At 63.4% G+C, this 17,138-nt stretch carries 18 protein-coding genes; 2 read left to right on the forward strand and 16 right to left on the reverse strand.

All coding sequences use genetic code 11. From position 1 onward, the window contains the following. Nucleotides 1-38: 38 nt before the first annotated feature. Nucleotides 39-260: a 50S ribosomal protein L31 gene (gene rpmE / locus JWR51_RS01380; protein ID WP_299722216.1), complete on the reverse strand. Its 222-nt coding sequence runs from the start codon at nucleotides 258-260 to the stop codon at nucleotides 39-41. A 214-nt stretch (nucleotides 261-474) separates the two neighbouring features. Here rpmE and JWR51_RS01385 point away from each other — a divergent pair, with 214 nt between their 5' ends. Beyond that, nucleotides 475-2,289, forward strand: a complete 1,815-nt coding sequence (locus tag JWR51_RS01385) for an ABC transporter transmembrane domain-containing protein (protein ID WP_299742639.1) — start codon at nucleotides 475-477, stop codon at nucleotides 2,287-2,289. A gap of 160 nt (nucleotides 2,290-2,449) precedes the next feature. Here the strand turns inward: JWR51_RS01385 and JWR51_RS01390 are convergent, their stop codons facing one another. The 3 genes from JWR51_RS01390 to JWR51_RS01400 all read right to left on the reverse strand — a co-directional run bounded on the left by JWR51_RS01390 (nucleotide 2,450) and on the right by JWR51_RS01400 (nucleotide 5,846). Continuing rightward, nucleotides 2,450-3,475 carry a peptidoglycan -binding protein gene (locus tag JWR51_RS01390; protein ID WP_299742642.1) on the reverse strand — a complete coding sequence of 342 codons (1,026 nt, stop codon included), beginning with the start codon at nucleotides 3,473-3,475 and terminating at the stop codon, nucleotides 2,450-2,452. 3 nt (nucleotides 3,476-3,478) lie between these two features. Continuing rightward, a complete protein-coding gene (locus JWR51_RS01395; RefSeq protein ID WP_299742644.1) occupies nucleotides 3,479-4,474 on the reverse strand; it encodes a flagellar motor protein MotA in 996 nt (331 codons plus the stop codon). 595 nt (nucleotides 4,475-5,069) lie between these two features. Next, on the reverse strand, nucleotides 5,070-5,846 hold the full coding sequence (locus tag JWR51_RS01400) for a DUF4239 domain-containing protein (protein WP_299742647.1): 777 nt from the start codon (nucleotides 5,844-5,846) through the stop codon (nucleotides 5,070-5,072). Nucleotides 5,847-5,952: 106 nt separating this feature from the next. Here JWR51_RS01400 and JWR51_RS01405 point away from each other — a divergent pair, with 106 nt between their 5' ends. Continuing rightward, a complete protein-coding gene (locus JWR51_RS01405) occupies nucleotides 5,953-6,669 on the forward strand; it encodes a DUF1868 domain-containing protein (protein WP_299742650.1) in 717 nt (238 codons plus the stop codon). Nucleotides 6,670-6,865: 196 nt separating this feature from the next. Here JWR51_RS01405 and JWR51_RS01410 read toward each other — a convergent pair whose 3' ends face one another. The 12 genes from JWR51_RS01410 to JWR51_RS01465 form a co-directional block, all read right to left on the reverse strand. Continuing rightward, on the reverse strand, nucleotides 6,866-7,660 hold the full coding sequence (locus tag JWR51_RS01410; protein WP_299742652.1) for an inositol monophosphatase family protein: 795 nt from the start codon (nucleotides 7,658-7,660) through the stop codon (nucleotides 6,866-6,868). Nucleotides 7,661-7,663: 3 nt separating this feature from the next. Continuing rightward, entirely contained in the window at nucleotides 7,664-8,230 is a 567-nt protein-coding gene (gene efp / locus JWR51_RS01415; protein ID WP_299742655.1) for an elongation factor P, read from the reverse strand. Nucleotides 8,231-8,351: 121 nt separating this feature from the next. Further along, nucleotides 8,352-9,455: a tetratricopeptide repeat protein gene (locus tag JWR51_RS01420; protein WP_299742658.1), complete on the reverse strand. Its 1,104-nt coding sequence runs from the start codon at nucleotides 9,453-9,455 to the stop codon at nucleotides 8,352-8,354. Continuing rightward, nucleotides 9,455-10,051, reverse strand: coding sequence for a thiamine phosphate synthase (locus JWR51_RS01425; RefSeq protein WP_299742661.1), 597 nt, complete (start codon nucleotides 10,049-10,051; stop codon nucleotides 9,455-9,457). The genes JWR51_RS01420 and JWR51_RS01425 overlap by 1 nt, the downstream gene beginning before the upstream one ends. Nucleotides 10,052-10,221: 170 nt before the next feature. Then, on the reverse strand, nucleotides 10,222-11,244 hold the full coding sequence (locus JWR51_RS01430) for a class I fructose-bisphosphate aldolase (RefSeq protein ID WP_299742663.1): 1,023 nt from the start codon (nucleotides 11,242-11,244) through the stop codon (nucleotides 10,222-10,224). A 148-nt stretch (nucleotides 11,245-11,392) separates the two neighbouring features. After that, nucleotides 11,393-11,866, reverse strand: coding sequence for a hypothetical protein (locus tag JWR51_RS01435; RefSeq protein WP_299742666.1), 474 nt, complete (start codon nucleotides 11,864-11,866; stop codon nucleotides 11,393-11,395). Between the two features lie 96 nt (nucleotides 11,867-11,962). Beyond that, entirely contained in the window at nucleotides 11,963-13,165 is a 1,203-nt protein-coding gene (locus JWR51_RS01440) for a phosphoglycerate kinase (RefSeq protein ID WP_299742669.1), read from the reverse strand. Between the two features lie 206 nt (nucleotides 13,166-13,371). Then, nucleotides 13,372-13,662: a hypothetical protein gene (locus tag JWR51_RS01445; RefSeq protein ID WP_299742672.1), complete on the reverse strand. Its 291-nt coding sequence runs from the start codon at nucleotides 13,660-13,662 to the stop codon at nucleotides 13,372-13,374. A gap of 201 nt (nucleotides 13,663-13,863) precedes the next feature. Continuing rightward, nucleotides 13,864-14,400 carry a putative glycolipid-binding domain-containing protein gene (locus JWR51_RS01450; RefSeq protein WP_299742675.1) on the reverse strand — a complete coding sequence of 179 codons (537 nt, stop codon included), beginning with the start codon at nucleotides 14,398-14,400 and terminating at the stop codon, nucleotides 13,864-13,866. A gap of 71 nt (nucleotides 14,401-14,471) precedes the next feature. Further along, complete coding sequence (locus JWR51_RS01455) at nucleotides 14,472-15,083, reverse strand: GyrI-like domain-containing protein (protein WP_299742678.1); 612 nt, start codon at nucleotides 15,081-15,083, stop codon at nucleotides 14,472-14,474. 112 nt (nucleotides 15,084-15,195) lie between these two features. After that, nucleotides 15,196-16,203 carry a type I glyceraldehyde-3-phosphate dehydrogenase gene (gene gap, locus JWR51_RS01460; RefSeq protein ID WP_299742680.1) on the reverse strand — a complete coding sequence of 336 codons (1,008 nt, stop codon included), beginning with the start codon at nucleotides 16,201-16,203 and terminating at the stop codon, nucleotides 15,196-15,198. Nucleotides 16,204-16,260: 57 nt separating this feature from the next. After that, a partial coding sequence (locus JWR51_RS01465; protein ID WP_299742683.1) for a transketolase C-terminal domain-containing protein occupies nucleotides 16,261-17,138 on the reverse strand: 878 nt, incomplete at its 5' end.

A 17,138-nucleotide genomic window follows, 5' to 3' on the forward strand; every position in this document is an offset into this window, starting at 1 on the left:
GGCACAATGGCCGGGCTTTTGAATTCTTCGGACCGGCTTTAGATGCCTAGGCCCTTGAAGCGTTCCTTGAAGCGCGAAACACGGCCGCCGCGATCGAGCAGCTGGCCCGTGCCGCCGGTCCAGGCCGGGTGGGTCTTGGGATCGATATCGAGCTGAAGGGTATCGCCTTCCTTGCCGTAGGTCGACTTGGTCTGATACTTGGTGCCGTCGGTCATTACCACGTTGACGAGGTGGTAGTCCGGGTGGATATCGCTCTTCATGATCGCCTCAAATGCAACGGGCGCCAGCAGGCGCCCTGAAAGCCAAACAGGTGTTGGCCGCTTCATAGCGAAAGCGTGACCAATCTGCAAGGGCTGAGGGCGAGCTAATATGTCTCGGGACAAAGCGGTTGCGGCGGGTTTGGGCAGTCCTTATGTAGGCGGAACAGTCGGCATGCCTCGGCGTGCCGCTTCCTAATGGATAGCAAACTCTGCCATGACCGACCAGGCCGTTCCGCTGCCAGCCGATACCAAAGCGCCCGCAACCATGATTCCGACGCCGCCCAAGCTGCGCCCGCTGGCCCGGCTGCTGCCGTTTATCCTGGCCTATCCGTGGCGCCTGTCGCTGACCATCCTGTTCCTGTTGATATCGACCATCGCCTCGCTGTCCATTCCGGCCATGCTGGGCGGCGTGGTGGATCAGGGCTTCGTCGAGAAGAACCTGCAGAGCGTGGCCAATTACGGCTATCTGATCGTCGGCATCGCGGCGATCATGGGCGTGGCCAGTGGCGCGCGGTTTTATTTCATCTCGGTGTTGGGTGAGCGCGTCCTGGCGGATTTGCGCCAGGCGGTGTTCGTGCATCTGTTGGGGCTGGATGCGCGCTATTTCGACACCCATCGTGTTGGGGAGCTGACCAGCCGGCTCAATGGCGACGTGGCGGTGATCCGTGGTGCGGTCGGCTCGAGCGGTTCGCTGGCGCTGCGCTCGCTGGTGACCATCGTGGGCGCGCTGATCATGATGCTGCTGACCAGTCCCGTGCTGACCGTAGCGGTCGTTATCGCCGCGCCGGCAATCCTGCTGCCGCTGGTGACGTTCTCGCGCCGGCTGCGCGGCATGTCGCGCCGCACGCAAGACGCATTGGCGGACCTGTCCGCCATGGCCACCGAAATGCTGGGCGCGACCCGCACGGTCAAGTCGTTCACCCAGGAGAAGGTGCAGTCGCGCGTCTATAACGAGCGCAGCGAAGCCAGCTATCAGGCCGAGGTGAAGCGGCTGTTTGCCCGCTCGGCGCTGGTGGCGATGGTGATATTCCTCGGCACCTCGGCCATCGTGTTCCTGGTGTGGTGGGGTGCCCGCTCGGTGTTCGAGGGCACGGTCACGGCCGGGCAATTGGCGCAGTTCCTGATTTATGCGCTGATGGCCTCGGGCGCGCTGACCAATGTCAGCGAAGTGCTGGGTACGCTGCAATCGGTCGCCGGATCGACCGAGCGGCTGGTGGAAATCCTCGATACCGAGCCGCAAATCGAAGTTGCGGCCAATCCGACGCCGATGCCGGTGCCGCCACTGGGCACGGTGGCGTTCGAGCATGTCAATTTCACCTATGGCGCCGAGAGCGGCGATCTGGTGCTGCAGCAGCTCAATTTCGCCGTGGCCAAGGGGCAGACGGTGGCGCTGGTCGGGGCTTCGGGCTCGGGCAAGTCGACGACGCTGTCGCTGTTGCAGCGGTTTTATGATGTCACTGGTGGCGCTATCAAGGTCGATGGGCTGGATGTCCGCGACGTGTCGCCGTTCGAATTGCGGCAGCGTTTCGCCTATGTGGAGCAGGAGCCGACGATTTTTGCCGGCACGATCGCGGAGAACATCCGCTTCGGCAAGCCCGATGCCAGCGACGAAGACGTGGAGGCCGCGGCCAAGGCCGCGCTGGTGCATGATTTCGTCATGGACCTGCCGCTGGGCTATGGGGCCATCGTGGGCGAGCGCGGCGTGATGTTGTCGGGCGGCCAGAAGCAGCGGCTGGCGATCGCACGGGCGATCCTCAAGAACGCCCCGATCCTGCTGCTGGATGAGGCCACCAGCGCGCTCGACGCGCAGAGCGAGCGCCTGGTGCAGACGGCGCTGGAGCACCTGATGCGCGGCCGCACCACGCTCGTCATCGCCCACCGCCTGGCGACCATCCGCGATGCCGATACCATCCTCGTTCTGGATGGTGGGCGGATCATCGACCAGGGCACGCATGACCAATTGGTCAGCAAGGGTGGGCGCTATGCGGAGCTGGCCAAGCTGCAGTTCCGGCATGAGATCGAGGGCTGAGGGCCTTGTGCCACGCCCTCGTGGTTCGAGGCGCCGAAGATGGCGCACCTCACCATGAGGACTACTGGTAGATCGCGATACTCCAGTAGCCCTCATGGTGAGGTGTGAGCCCTTGCGAGCCTCGAACCGCGAGGGCGTGCCCAGGGTCTGGCAAGGCCGCTCACCCCTCGGTCAGCTTGAACTCGATCCGTCGATTGCGGCGATAAGCCTCTTCCGTGTCGCCCGGATCCAATGGCGTGAACTCACCAAATCCAGCCGCGATCAGCCGGTTGGGGGAGACGCCCTTGCTGACCAGATATTTGGCGACCGAGATGGCGCGCGAGGCGGACAATTCCCAGTTGGAGGGGAATTGGGCGTTGGAGATCGGGCGCTTGTCCGTGTGGCCGTCGATGCGCAGCACCCAGTTGATATCGGGCGGAATTTCGGTTTCGAGCTGCAGGATGGCATCAGCGAGAGCATCGAGGTCCGGCGTGCCGGCGGGCTGTACATTGGCCTGGCCGGGATCGAACAGCACTTCGGACTGGAACACGAAGCGGTCGCCGACGATGCGGACATCGGCGCGGCCTTCGAGGATCTGGCGCAGGCGGCCGAAGAAGTCGGAGCGGTAGCGCGACAGGTCCTGCACGCGCTGGGCGAGAGCCAGGTTGAGGCGCTTGCCGAGATCGGCGATCTGGGTCCGCGATTCGGTATCGCGGGACTCCGAGGCATCGAGGGCCTGTTCCAGCGCGCCGATCTGGGTGCGAAGGGCGGCCAGTTGCTGGTTGAGCAGGGCGACCTGGGCATTGGCCTCGTCGGACATGTCCTGGGCCTGGGACAGCTCGGCATTGAGGCCCGCAATGGTTTCGTCCTTGCCGGCGAGGCCGTTGCCGACACCGGCCAGCTGGCCGGTGAGGTCGGTATTTTCGGCGGTCGTGGTGGCCAGGGTTGCCTGCAGATTGGCGATTTGCGAATTCAGGTCGTCGGCGTTGCCGCGTTCGAGTTGCAGCAGGTCGGTCAGTTCGGCGATCTGGCTGTTGAGGCGGGAGAGCGCGGTGTCCTTGCCCTGGATTTCGGTATTGAGGAAGAACTGCGTCACCATGAAGAGCGACAGTAGGAAGATGATGACCAGCAGCAGGCTCGACAGGGCGTCGACGAAGCCGGGCCAGTAATTGGCCTCGATCCTGCGGCGCGAACGGGCTCCGGGCATGGCCTAATTCCGCCGATCGGTGTCGTCTTGCGCCAGCATGGCCTCGATCAGGTCGCGCAGCTTCCGGTTGGTTTCGCCCTGCTCGACGATGTGGGTGCGCAAATCGTCCTGCTCGGTGCGGATATGCTTGACCAGTCCGTCGATGCCGCGCGCCAGTTCGGCCATGGCGCGAATGGCGTTCTGGGAGGAATTCTGGTTCTGCATGGTGTTGCCGAGGCGGTCGATCATCGCCTGCATGTCGGCGCCCTGCATGCCCAGGCCATTGGCCTGCATGGCGGTGACGGGGTGGTCCAGCTCGGTCATCGAGGTCATCCAGTCCTCGAGATCGGTATAAAAGGCGTTCTGCGCCTGGCTGGTCTGCAGGTCCAAAAAGCCCAGCACCAGCGAGCCCGCAAGGCCAAACAGCGAGGACGAGAACGCCGTGCCCATGCCCTCGAGCGGGGCGGTCAGGCCGTTCTTGAGGTTGGCGAAGAGCGAGGCGGTGTCGCCGGTGGTGACGTCCAGCGCGTTGATGACGCCGGCGACTGAGGTCACGGTCTGCAGTAGGCCGTAGAACGTACCCATGAGGCCGAGGAAGACCAGCAGGCCCGTGAGATAGCGGGAAGTATCCTTGGCCTCATCGAGCCGGTTGCCGACCGAATCCAGAATGGAGCGCATCGAGGACGGGGTGATGATCGCCTCGCCGATGCGCTCCCGCAACAGGCCCGCGACGGGAGCCAGCAGGATCGGCGGACGCACGGTGGTGGCGCTGCCGTCCTGCAGGGAATTGACCCATTTGACCTCGGGAAACAGCCGGTAAATCTGGCGGAAACTGAGGAAAATGCCGGTGAACAGGGTGAAGAAGATCAGCGAATTGATGAAGGGGTTGGCCCAAAAGAAGGCCAGGACCGTGCTCGCCAGGATCGCACCGACCAAGCCGACGATTATCAAGAAAATCAATATCTTGATGAGGTAAACCGTGGGGCTGGCAAGATGATAGGGATCGTAGCCTTGCGTCATCGGTGTAGGGCCCTGGTCCATGCTCGGCAAATCAATGCTGGGGAGAGTAGTCAGAGCAGATGGGTGTGACAATCGGAAAGGTTAACGGGCAGGCGCCAGCGCCGCACGGTCTGGTGACCTGCGGGTAGGGAAAGACTGCGGCATGCGGCGAGACGTGCCTCATGGGTTATATTAGTAAGCGAGACAGCGTCTCGCCGCATGCGATGGGGTTTCTGGCCGCTCGAACGTGGTCATCCTTTGAGCTGGGATGACGAACGTCGCGCTGGCCCAGGGATCGCGCGACCGCATTCCCCTCCCACCAAACTCCCCCCGGCCGTTCGTCGCGAACCCGCAGCCATTGTGGAGATATCGGGGTGGAGTATGCGGGAGGGTGGAGGGGGTGGGGAGAAGAGGGGTAAGGTGGATAGATTGGGGCTAAACGACACCCCTCCCGACATCCCCCATCAAGGGGGAAGTGTCTCTCCACTCCTGGGGCGATTTCGAGCTCGGGTACACTGGCCTGCAGAACTCAATCTAACCCAACCACCGGCGGGCACCTTCCTTGATGGGGGAGGCATAAGGGCGAAGGGGATGGACCGGCCAGCCGCCCCCTTCCTCAAGGCGTTGCGCCACTCTGCAGTTCGCCGCGCAACTCGATCAGGGGATCGGGCCTGAGCACGCCGGGTGCGCTATAAGGGTTGGAAAACGCGTAGATCAGAAACAGGATGACGCCCGTATAGGCGCTGAACAGCGACATCAGCACCAGATTGTGGCGTTGCGGCTGGTAGCTGTAATACCCCACCGCAATCAGCACGACCCCAGACAAAGCCGCGAACCAGAACAGGCCGATCAGCGAGCCGGTGCCATTGAGCTCGCGCAGGTCGCGGGCCGACGCAATGGCGTGCAACTGGGCCAGCATGTGATCGCGCAGGCTGGCCTCACGGCCGGTATGCGGCGTCAGGTCGAGCACGCTGGAATAGGCAGCCTCCCATGCGGACCAGGCCTGGGCATCAAGATTTTCCCCACGACCCAGGGCTGCCCACTCGGCATCGACGACGAAGCCAAGATAGTCGACCATATTGCTGCGTACGCTCGCCAGGGCGACGGGATCGTAACGGCCGGCATCGTTGAACACATCGGCAACGGCGCTGGCCTCGTTGGCCATCTGCACTTCGAGCCGCTGGTAATTGGCCATCTCCTGGGCGAAAACCAGCGCCAGGATCAGGCCGTGCAGGGCGCCAATGCGCGTGACCATGGCGCTGGCCATTTCCGGATGCTTGTCCATCGGGCGATTGCGTACGGCAAGGCGGGCCACGAAATACACCGCCAGCGACAGCGCGATGGTGCCGCCGATGAAAAGTACGCCGATGAAAATGTCGTTGAGCAGGTCCATTGGGTCAGGGTGGCGCGGGCGCGGCACGGAGTCAAACGGGGCTGTCACAAGAGCTTGATGCAATCACCCTAAAGGCAGGCGGAAGATTAATCCTGGATGACCCATCATGCTCGTCGAAGCGTCCAAACTCACTGCCCACTTTGCTCCCGGCCGGGATGCAGCGCCGCCGCGCCATCTGGGACGGCGTTATGATCGCGCTGGGGTTTTCCAGCCGGAGCCGGGCAATACGGTGGTGTGCCACGTGGTGCCGGGTTCGGCGACGCAGCAGGCGCTGGTCGATGCGCGCGCTCGCTACATGGCCATGCCGGAGGCCAAGCGCCTCGCCTTCACCCCGGTCGAAAGCTACCATATGACCCTGTTTCAGGGCATCATCGAGGACCGGCGCACCCTGCCGTACTGGCCCGCCGGGGTCGCGGTCGACATGCCGATCCCGGCGATGACCGACCTGTTCCTGAAACGGCTGGAAGCATCTTCCGGCGGCGAGAGCTTTGACGTGGCGATCACCGCGGCCGTGCCGACGGGACTGATGGTAGATGGTGCGACGGCCGCCGACCGCCATGCCATGGCCGACTGGCGCAATCGCTTTGCCGATGTGTTCGGCTATCGCCATCCGGACCACGACAGCTATGGCTTCCACATCACCATGGCCTATGTCATCGAGTGGTTCGATGCAGATGCCATGCCGGCTTGGGAGACCATGCTGAACGACGTGGCCAAGGACATTCGTGAACGCGCGCCCGTACTGCAGTTGCGCGCGCCGGCGTTCTGCAGCTTCGAGGACATGAACTGGTTCGAAGAGCTGCGCGTGTTCGAGCCCCGCTAGGACCAATCGCCATTCAGCTGATGCTGGCCTGCAAATGCCAGTTTTCTGCGCTTCCGGTCCTCACGTACCCAAACGTACGCTCCGGTCCGGTTCTCGAAAACCGACATTTTCGGCTCAGCCTGAGCTGAATTTCGACCGGTCCCAAGAAGCTTGGTGCACCAGCAACGGACCGGGCGAAATCGCCCGGCTCTGGGCGCTACTGGATTGCCTTGAGCTCTTTGAGCAGCGCGGGCTGGATGTATTCGTTGCCGGCGACGATCTGGCCGTTCCAGACGGAGCCGGGGGCGCCGGCGTAGTCGGAGACGAAACCGCCGGATTCCTTGACCATCAACAGGCCCGGCGCCACGTCCCAGGGGGCGAGGCCGGCTTCCCACAGGCCATCGAAGCGGCCGGAGGCGAGCCAGGCCATATCCACCGAGATCGAGCCGGAGCGGCGGACGCCGGCGACGGCGGGGTTGATATGGGCGAGCTGGCGCAGTTGCAGACCGTCATTGGCGGTGCCCTGGGTCTTGATGCCCGTGGAAATCACCGCGTCGGCCAGGTGCTTGCGGCCGGCGACGCGCAGGCGCTTGCGATCGTTGATCCAGGCGCCGCCACCCTTTTCGGCGGTGTAGAGCTCGTCCATCACCGGATTATAGATCACCGAGGCGACGATTTCGTTGGCGCGCTCGAGGGCGATAGCGACCGCGAACAGCGGGATCGAGTGCAGGAAATTGGTGGTGCCATCGAGCGGGTCGATGATCCAGCGATGCTGGCCATCGGTGCCGGCAACTTCGCCGCCCTCTTCCATCAGGAAGGCGTAGGTGGGCCGGGCCTTCTGCAATTCATCAAAGCAGATCTGCTCGGCGCGCCGATCGGCGTTAGAGACGAAATCGGCCGGGCCCTTGCGCGAGACCTGCAGGTTTTCGACCTCGCCAAAATCCTTGGTGAGCGACTTGCCCGCTTTGATGGCGGCCTGAACCATGACGTGAAGAATTGCCGAGCGTGCCATGGCTTAGTCGGCCCGGCGCATATAGGTGACTTCGGTGGTGTCGACGACGATGCGCTCGCCGGTATTGACGAACTGGGGCACCATCACCTTGAGGCCATTGGACAACTTGGCGGGCTTGAACGAGTTGGCGGCGGTCTGGCCCTTGACGGCCGGATCGGCCTCGACGACTTCGAGGATGACGTTGGCCGGGAAGCGCACGCCCAGCGGGGTTTCCTCGTGCATTTCGACGGTGATCTTCATGCCGTCCTGCAGGAACGCGGCGCGGTCGCCGACGAATTCCTTGAGCAGTTCGATCTGCTCGTAGCTGTCCTGGTCCATGAACACCAGGCTATCGCCCTGCTCGTAGAGATAGGTAAAATCGCGGAATTCGAGATCGACCTGCTCGACGGTTTCGGCCGAACGGAAGCGCTCATTGAGCTTGGTGCCACCCAGAATGGCCTTGAGCTCGACCTGGGCATAGGCGCCGCCCTTGCCGGGCTTGACGTGATCGACCTTGACCGCGACCCACAGACGATCCTGGTGCATGATCGCCATGCCGGGGCGGACTTCATTGCCGTTGATTTTAGCCATTGTCTCGTTTTTCGGGTGTGGGTTGGCAACTGCCGCTGGCGAGCATCCGCGATTGCGGCTGGCTCAAAGCGACACGTTCATTGGGGCGTGAGGGGCTTATTGCCCCAGAACGAGCGCCGGTTCAAGGGTTTTGCTTGATGGCGGGCACGGGGGCATCGGTGCTGCCGGGCGTTGGTGCTGGGGCCACAGGGGGCGCCTGGCCGGCATCGGTGGGCGCGGGCAGGGTGGTCTGGCCATCGGCGACGGGATCGACTGCCGGCTTGGCGGGCGCATCGGCGTCGGGCAATTCGGAGGGCCAGAAGCGGGCGCGCTCTTCGGCGCGGGCAAGTTCGGGCCCCGGAATGGACACCAGCAGACGGTCGAGCGCGGGATCGCTGAGGCCCTGGCGGCGGGCCAACGCGCGCCACATGGCGGCGTCTTCGAGATTGAGCGTGGTGCCTTCGCCGACCGCGAGGAGCTTGGCATAGCGGTTCTGCGCGACGGGGCTGCCCGCTTCAGCGGCGCGCTGATACCAACTGGCGGCGTCGGTGGCGTTCTTGGCGACGCCCTGGCCCATATAGAGCAGGGTGGCATAATCGATCTGGGCGTCGATCAGGCCCGCCTCTGCGGCCAGTTCGATATATTTGGCGCCGCCGACCGGATCGGGGACGGCTCCGGCGCCTTCGAGCAGCATAGTGCCGTAGTCGTATTGAGCCTCGGGCAGCTTGGCGTCGGCGGCTTCCTTGAGCAGCTTGGCCGCTTCGGTCAGACTTGGCGAGGCATAGGTGCCTTCGACATGGAGCAGGGCCATGTTGTATTTGGCGGGCATATAGCCGGCATCGGCGGCTTTCTTGAACAGGTCGGCGGCGCGCTGGCGATTGAGTGGTACGCCGGCGCCTTCCTGATAGAGCAGAGCCAGCTCGAAACTGGCGAGCATGTCGCCATTATTGCTGGCGAGCTGATACCAGCCGGCGGCGCGGGAGGGGTTTTCGGCGACGCCGAGGCCCTTGGCGTAAATCTCGGCGATCAGGGTTTGGGCCGCTGCATCGCCCGTTCCGGCGCGGGGCAGGGCCAATTCGAGCGCGGTTAGAAAATAGCCGCGCTGGAAAGCGCCGAAGGCCTCATCGACACGCTGGCGGGGCCCGAAGATTTCGTTGCTGATCGCCTCGGCCGGGGTGCTCTGGGCGTGGGCGACGGACGGCGTCAGGGCGGTCGCGAGCAGCAGCAGGGGGGCGAAGCGGCGCATCAGGCTTGCTCCATCGCTGCGGCAAACTGGGCGGCCGTGGCGGCAGGCTGGGCGGTCCAGAGGCTGGTGGAGAGCGCCACGAACTCGACATCGGCGGTTTGGGCCAGGTCCGGGGTAGCGCCGGGATCGCTCAGCACGGCGGGGATTTCGAAGGTTTCGGCCCACCACAAAGCGAGGTCATTGGCGGCTTCGTCGGTAGTGCCATCGAGCGGACCGAAGAACACGTAGTCGACATCCATCTCGCCCATGGTCATGGCGTCGTGGCGGGATTGTACATTGCCGGCGCCAACGATCAGCGCGGGCTTGAGCGCCTTGACGGCGGCTTTCACTGCCGCGGCGCCACCAGAGATATGGACGCCGTCGGCGCCGAGGCGCTTTGCGAGGGCAGGGTCTTCCTCAACCAGCACGGCGCATCCGGCGCCCTGGCCGACATTGATGATGGCGGTGGCGAGCCTGGCATAGTCGGCTTCGTTGCGGTCGTCGCGGCGCACCAGGATGGCCGAGACCTGGGCTGCGGCTAGTACGGCCATCAACGTTTGCGGAAAGGCTTCCGGATCGGCGGACGCAGGGGTGACGATGAACAATTGTGCGGCCATGGGCTTCCGGAGAGTTGACGCAGTGACGCTCTATGCAGCGCCATTTGGGCGACAAAAGGGACGCTTGTCTCAATATGGAAAAGGCGGGCTGGGCGCAATGTGGAGTTGCCCAACAAAAAAACGCGCCCGGGCAGGGGCGCGTCAAGTTCGACGTTGGGACGTCTAAAGGGTCAGGCAGCCTTGTCGACGGACGGCTCCCACTGGCCGAGGGCGGCCAGGGAATTCATCTTGGCGCGGTGGGTGAAGGCGGCCTGGGCGGCGGGGAAATTCTCGCGGCGGCCGGCCCAGGTGCGCAGGGCGACATTCTGCAAGGCGCGGCCGTAGGAGAAGGTCAGCGGCCAGGGCAGGCCCTTGATCTGATTGATGGCCGAGAGATGGGCGGTGGCCTCCTCGTCAGTCTGCCCACCGGACAGGAAGGCGATACCGGGGACAGCAGCGGGCACGTGCTCGCGCAGCACCTCGACGGTGCGCTTGGCGATATCCTGCACGGTTGGCCGGTCGCGCGAATTGACGCCGGGCATGACCATATTGGGCTTGAGCAGCATGCCGCCCAAGTCGACGCCGGCGAGACGCAGTTCCTTGAAGACGTTTTCGAGCACTTCGCTGGTGACCTGGGCGCAGCGTTCCATCGAGTGATTGCCCGGATCGCCATCGCCGACGACTTCCGGCTCCACGACCGGGACGATCCCCGACTCCTGGCAAAGGATGGCGTAGCGGGCCAAGGCATGGGCATTGGCGCGGATATTGTTGCGGGTGGGCGCCACGTCGTTGATGGTGATGACGGCGCGCCACTTGGCAAAGCCGGCGCCTTGGGTCGCATAGCGCTGCAAGCGCTGGCGCAGGCCATCGAGACCCTCGGTGATCTTCTCGCCCGCGTCGCCCGGCATGGGGAAGGCGCCCCGGTCGACCTTGATGCCGGGAATGACATCGGCATCGGCCATCATGGCGCGGAACGAGGTGCCATCGGCAGCGGATTGCTCCAGGGTTTCTTCGGTGAGGATGACGCCGGAGATGTAATTTTTCATCGCATCGGTGGAGCGGAACAGCATTTCGCGATAGTCGCGCCGCAGATCCAGAGAATTGGGCAGGTTGATCTTGGCAAAACGCTTGGCGATGGTGCCTTCGGATTCATCGGCGGCGAGGATACCCTTGCCCGGCTCCATGAGTTTCTGGGCGATTGCATTCAATGACATCGGTGGCGTCCTGACCTTGCTGACGATGCTGCAAGATTAGACTTTCGTTTGGGCCAAGGCGATTAGACGTAGGGTTATTAGACGAAGGGGTTAGGTGCCGCGACGGAACCTTCTCCCATTGCAGAGAGCACGGTACGTCACGGCGGCGTTAGGTGGCGAGGTCGGGCATCTCCGCCTGCGTTAGCGTCGGGCGCGAGCGAAAAGTGCAGACGATCACAGCGCAGCACAGGCTGGCCAGCGCCGCCTCGGCCATCAGCCGCAACGCTTCCGGTGTCCAGAATGGGCTGAGACCTCTGACTAAGAGTGTCGTCGCAATCGCGCCGATCAGTGCGGATGCCGTCAGAAATCTGGCCGTGCTGTGGATGGAAGGCGAGAGCAACGCGCAAAAGCACCCGGTGGCCAGGGCAGGCAAGAAGCCGCCTATTAGGACTGTCATCGCGGCGAAAATGACAATCGTGGGAAGGGTAACGAAAAGTTCCCACGCGTGCTCCAGAACCGGCGGGATGCCCGCGCCGGAATGAATAGCGACAAAGAAGCTCGGCCCGAACAGACAGAAGACCGCTATCGTGCCAATGGAGCGGATAATTTTTGCTGCGTTATTTTGTGGCAGGGCATAGATCATGTCGAACACCTTCGGTGAGACACGTTACATGCAGTCAGCTTGTCCTCGATCGGCTGTCGGCGCCCATAGATAATATTTACTCACCGACATGGTCAGCTATTTCTTCAGCGCATTGACACCAGGCAGTGGCTTGCCTTCCATCCATTCCAAAAACGCCCCACCGGCAGTGGAGACGTAGGTGAAATCGTCCTTCACGCCGGCATGGGCCAGCGCTGAGACAGTGTCGCCGCCGCCTGCCACGGAGGTCAGCAGACCGGCCTTGGTGCGATGGGCGACGTGCCGGGCGATTTCGACGGTGCCGGCGTCGAACGGGGTCATTTCGAAGGCGCCCATCGGGCCGTTCCAGACCACCGTATGGGCATCGTCGATGGCCCCCTTGATACGTTCGATCGAGGAGGGGCCGATATCGAGGATCATGCCTTCGGGATCGATGGCCTCGGCGCTGTAGAGGCGGGTCGGCGAATTGGCCTTGAAGTGCCAGGACACGACCGCGTCGATCGGCAGGATGATGGCGCAGCCGCTGTCGATGGCCTTGTCCATGATGCGCAAGGCGGTTTCGGCCAGGTCTTTTTCGGCCAGCGATTTGCCGACGCCAAAGCCCTGGGCATGCAGGAACGTATTGGCCATGCCGCCGCCGATGACGAGGCCATCGACCTTGGTGACGAGGTTTTCCAGCAGGTCGATCTTGGAGGAGACCTTGGCGCCGCCCACAATGGCGACGACGGGCTTTTTGGGCTTGCCGAGGCCGGCTTCGAGCGCTTCGAGCTCGGCCTGCATGGCGAAGCCCGCGGCTGCGGGCAGCAGGCGGGCCAGGGCCTCGGTCGAGGCATGGGCGCGGTGAGCGGCTGAGAAGGCGTCGTTGACATAGACATCGCCGAGGCTGGCCATGATCCTGGCCAGCTCGACGTCATTGGCTTCTTCACCGGGGTGGAAGCGGGTGTTTTCGAGGATGAAGACGCTGCCGGCGGGAGCGTCCTCGATGGCCCGAATGGCGCCGGAGACATCGGCCCAGTCGGTGGGGATGAAGCCCACGGGATGGCCGGTCAGGTCGGCGACGGTCGAGGCGACGATTTCCAGCGAAAATTCGGGATCGACCTTGCCCTTGGGGCGGCCGAAATGGCTGAGCAGGATCACCTTGCCGTCGTGGCGCACGATTTCGCGGATGGTGGGGATCAGGCGCTCGATGCGGGTCGCGTCGGTAACCTTGCCATCGGCGACCGGCACGTTGAGGTCGGCGCGCAGCAGCACTCGCTTGCCGGTCAGATCGAGTTCATCAAGGGTTTTGAAGGTCGCGCTCATGGTATTCCCCGCCGTGCCGATGTTCGCCGTGCGTAGCAGAGTGAGCCGAGGGGGGGAAGGGGGCGGGTGCCACGCCCTCGTGGTTCGAGGCTCGCGAAGGGCTCGCACCTCACCATGAGGGCTACTGGGTAATCCAGATTTATCAGTAGTCCTCATGGTGAGGCGGGAGGCGTAGCCGATCCTCGAACCACGAGGCGTGGCACAATTTAGGCCACCATGCTCACCGCGTGGGCCAGTTGGCCGATGAAAAACAGCGGCGCGCTGGCCAGCGTGATGGTGGCCAGGGTGCCCAGGTCGTCGGTCAACACGTGGCGGGCAAAGCCATCGCTGGGCCAGGCGGCGAGCCCGACATGGCGGCGGATGGCGCGATCGCGCCAGAGCAGGAAGCCGGTGGCGGCGGCGGGCGGCAGCAGGAGGATCAGGGGCTGGCCGATCCAGCCGCTGATGACGGCAGTGGCGGGAATGGCGGGCAGGACCCGGCGCATGACGTGAAACATGATGGCTCCCGAAAACGCTGTGTGCGGGAGAATTAGCGCGAGTCGATGACTCTGCGACGACAGGCCCCCTCACCCTGACCTTCCGCTGAACGCGTCAGGTCTGTGCCTCTCCCACAAGGGGCGAGGGGTGACGACTGAAGATTCGGGTTCTTTACCCTTCTCCCCTTGCGGGAGAAGGTGCCCGAAGGGCGGATGAGGGGGCTAGTCGATACGCTCGAACAGGCCAGGATAGGTCACGACCAGCCCATCCCCATCCAGTTCCAGCACCCGCTCGAAGCCGTCCTTGTTCTGAAAACGGAAGCGGGTCTCATCCAGCTTGGTATAAATCTGCTCGTCGCGCCGGACGGTCATTTCGTCGCCGTCGATCCAGGCCATGGCGAAGCGTTGCGGCGTGCCAATGGTCCACTGGCTGCGCCAGATCGGCAGCGAATTGGTCAGTGGCGTCGGCCAGATATCGATGTCTATGCAGCCCTTGAGCGCAGACAGCGGCTCGGCGCGGTCGTCGGACCAGTTGCCGGCGCCGTCGGAGAACAGTTCGAGGACTTTGCCGTCGGTGCGTTCGAGTTTGAGCGTGCGGACATGCTCGGTTTCGTCGAGCTTGATGCGATAGAACAGGCCGTAGGTGGGCGTGATGATGGTGCCGCGAATGCGGGTGTCGCGCTCGGTGGAGATGACGTGGCAATGTTCGGTGGTGGCGGGGTCGAGGCCGCGCCAGCGGATGGAACGGTCAAGGCTCATGCGGCGTCTGCCCTCGGAGAGCGGTGGATTTCGACGAAGATTAGGGGCGCGGGCCCTGCGCTGGCAAGCGTTCAGCCAGGCTTGACGGGCTGGCGTAGGATGGTCTTGAGCTTGGCGGGCGCGGTCTTGCGGGGGTCGTTGAGATAGATCTCGTGGTGACGCCCGTTGTGCAGCAACTTGCGGCCCGGAATTTCCACTTCGTGCAGGTGCTCCAGCACGGGGCCTTCCTCATCATAGCTGCCCAGATGCATGATCTGCAGGGCGCGGCCCTCGGCAAAACTCTCAAGGCGCAGGCTGGCTGGTGCGTCGGCCAATTTCTCGGCGGATTTTTCGACGGCGGCATCATACATGGCGCGGGTGATGAAATCGGGCACCATGATCATCATGGTCCAGCGCCAGTTCGATTTGTTCTTGGCGACGAAATCGTTGAGATCATCGGCCCACCACAGGCCTTCCAGCGGTGGCACAAAATAGTCCTGCCCCAAGTCCTTGGACGCGAACTTCATGGCGTAGCTTACCCCATAGAGCCATTCGACGGCCGTTCGATAGCTGGCGGCGCTGTTCGGATCGCCCTGGCCGTCGATCATGACGAAGGTCATGGCGGGCACGTCGACAAAAACGAAATCGCGGGTGCCGGACTGGTAGAGGTGTTTCAGCTCTGTCTTGAAATCGATCTTGTCCATGCCGTTCCTCCTGATTGTCACACAGACCAAATTGGCAGGCCAAAAACTGTCAGCAGAAAAAAAAGCCCCGCCGCGGAGCGACGGGGCCAATTCTTGAGCGAAAGCCCGCAGACTAGAGCGTCTTGCCCAGCGCCACGGCGGTGTCGGCCATGCGGTTGGAGAAGCCCCATTCATTGTCATACCAGGACAGGACCGCGACGAAGTTGCCGTCCATCACCTTGGTCTGATCGAAGGCAACAGTCGAGGAATGGCTGTCGTGGTTGAAGTCGATCGAGACGTTCGGGTGCAGGGTATAGCCGAGGATGCCCTTGAGGGCGCCGTCGGCATAGCCCTTGACGATCTCGTTGATCTCGTCGGCCGTAGTGTTGCGCTTGGCGATGAACTTGAAGTCCACCAGCGACACATTGGGGGTCGGTACGCGGATCGAGATGCCGTCCAGCTTGCCCTTGAGGTCGGGCAGCACGAGGCCAATGGCCTTGGCGGCGCCGGTCGAGGTGGGTATCTGGCTCAGGGCCGCGGCGCGGCCGCGATAGAGATCCTTGTGCATGGTGTCGAGCGTCGGCTGGTCACCGGTATAGGAATGGATGGTGGTCATCATTCCCTTGACGATACCGAATTCGCGGTGAAGCACATAAGCCAGCGGCGCCAGGCAATTGGTGGTGCACGAGGCGTTCGAGACCACGATGTGATCCTTGGTCAGCTGGTCGTGGTTGACGCCGTAGACGACGGTCAGGTCGGCGCCTTCCGACGGAGCCGAGACGAGGACCTTCTTGGCGCCGGCCTGCAGATGGGCCGCGGCCTTATCCCTGGCGGTGAAGATGCCGGTGCATTCGAGCACGATGTCGACGCCCATGGCGGCGTGCGGCAGCTCGGCCGGGTTCTTGACGGCGGTCACCTTGATCGGGCCGCGGCCCACGTTGATGGTGTCACCCTCGACGGTCACTGTGCCGGGAAAACGGCCATGGACCGAGTCGAAGCGGATGAGGTGGGCATTGGTCTCGACCGGGCCAAGATCGTTGATCGCCACGACTTCGATATCGGTACGTCCCGATTCGATGATGGCACGCAGGATATTGCGGCCGATGCGGCCAAACCCGTTGATGGCGACGCGAACTGCCATGAATTGCTCCTTTTAGGGCAAAAGGGGAGGGAAAAGGTAAGAGAGGTTGACCCTCTCTTACAACTGCGCTGTGACAGCTTCAACAATTGCCTTGGGCGTGATGTTGAAGAATTCGTAAAGATCATCGATTGGCCCCGAGGCGCCGAAGCTGTTCATGCCGACAAAGCGCCCCTTGTCGCCGAGCAGCTTGTCCCAGCTCATCGAGATGCCGGCTTCGATGGCGACGCGGGCCTTGGCCCTGCCGACGATCTCGGCGCGATAGGCGTCGGACTGCTTGTAGAACAGCTCCATCGAAGGCACCGAGACGACGCGGGCGGAAATGCCCTTCTCGGCCAGCAGCGGGATGGCATCGACGGCGATGGCGACTTCCGAGCCAGTGGCGAAGATCACCGCATCGGCATCACGCTCGCCGACAATGGTATAGGCGCCCTTGGCCGAGAGGTTTTCCATCGTGTATGCGGTGCGCAGCGTCGGCAGGTTCTGGCGCGAGAGCGCGAGGATCGACGGAGCGGTGGTCGATTCCATTGCCAACTGCCAGCATTCGAGCGTTTCGACGGCATCGGCCGGGCGGAACACCAGGAGGTTGGGGATCAGGCGCAGGCTGGCCGCGTGCTCGATCGACTGGTGGGTCGGGCCGTCTTCGCCCAGGCCGATCGAGTCATGGGTGAACACGTGGACGACACGCCGTTTCATCAGCGCCGCCATGCGGATCGCGTTGCGGCTGTAGTCGCTGAAGGTCAGGAAGGTGCCGCCGTACGGGATGTAGCCGCCGTGCAGCGAGATGCCGTTCATGATCGCCGCCATGCCGAACTCGCGCACGCCGTAGTTGATGTGGCGGCCGATCTTTCCGTCGTACGTCTTCTTCACTTCACCCGCGTGGTCGACGCGCAACGGCGGCGTGCTCTTGGTGTTGGTGAGGTTGGTGCCCGTGAGGT

This window comes from Devosia sp., from assembly GCF_028290625.1.
Classification (GTDB): Bacteria; Pseudomonadota; Alphaproteobacteria; order Rhizobiales; family Devosiaceae; genus Devosia.

Bases quoted from the DNA above. Each gene is read 5' to 3' on its own strand.
- rpmE (WP_299722216.1), bottom strand. From the start codon at position 260: ATGAAGAGCGATATCCACCCGGACTACCACCTCGTCAACGTGGTAATG.
- JWR51_RS01385 (WP_299742639.1), top strand. From the start codon at position 475: ATGACCGACCAGGCCGTTCCGCTGCCAGCCGATACCAAAGCGCCCGCA.
- JWR51_RS01390 (WP_299742642.1), bottom strand. From the start codon at position 3,475: ATGCCCGGAGCCCGTTCGCGCCGCAGGATCGAGGCCAATTACTGGCCC.
- JWR51_RS01395 (WP_299742644.1), bottom strand. From the start codon at position 4,474: ATGACGCAAGGCTACGATCCCTATCATCTTGCCAGCCCCACGGTTTAC.
- JWR51_RS01400 (WP_299742647.1), bottom strand. From the start codon at position 5,846: ATGGACCTGCTCAACGACATTTTCATCGGCGTACTTTTCATCGGCGGC.
- JWR51_RS01405 (WP_299742650.1), top strand. From the start codon at position 5,953: ATGCTCGTCGAAGCGTCCAAACTCACTGCCCACTTTGCTCCCGGCCGG.
- JWR51_RS01410 (WP_299742652.1), bottom strand. From the start codon at position 7,660: ATGGCACGCTCGGCAATTCTTCACGTCATGGTTCAGGCCGCCATCAAA.
- efp (WP_299742655.1), bottom strand. From the start codon at position 8,230: ATGGCTAAAATCAACGGCAATGAAGTCCGCCCCGGCATGGCGATCATG.
- JWR51_RS01420 (WP_299742658.1), bottom strand. From the start codon at position 9,455: ATGCGCCGCTTCGCCCCCCTGCTGCTGCTCGCGACCGCCCTGACGCCG.
- JWR51_RS01425 (WP_299742661.1), bottom strand. From the start codon at position 10,051: ATGGCCGCACAATTGTTCATCGTCACCCCTGCGTCCGCCGATCCGGAA.
- JWR51_RS01430 (WP_299742663.1), bottom strand. From the start codon at position 11,244: ATGTCATTGAATGCAATCGCCCAGAAACTCATGGAGCCGGGCAAGGGT.
- JWR51_RS01435 (WP_299742666.1), bottom strand. From the start codon at position 11,866: ATGATCTATGCCCTGCCACAAAATAACGCAGCAAAAATTATCCGCTCC.
- JWR51_RS01440 (WP_299742669.1), bottom strand. From the start codon at position 13,165: ATGAGCGCGACCTTCAAAACCCTTGATGAACTCGATCTGACCGGCAAG.
- JWR51_RS01445 (WP_299742672.1), bottom strand. From the start codon at position 13,662: ATGTTTCACGTCATGCGCCGGGTCCTGCCCGCCATTCCCGCCACTGCC.
- JWR51_RS01450 (WP_299742675.1), bottom strand. From the start codon at position 14,400: ATGAGCCTTGACCGTTCCATCCGCTGGCGCGGCCTCGACCCCGCCACC.
- JWR51_RS01455 (WP_299742678.1), bottom strand. From the start codon at position 15,083: ATGGACAAGATCGATTTCAAGACAGAGCTGAAACACCTCTACCAGTCC.
- gap (WP_299742680.1), bottom strand. From the start codon at position 16,203: ATGGCAGTTCGCGTCGCCATCAACGGGTTTGGCCGCATCGGCCGCAAT.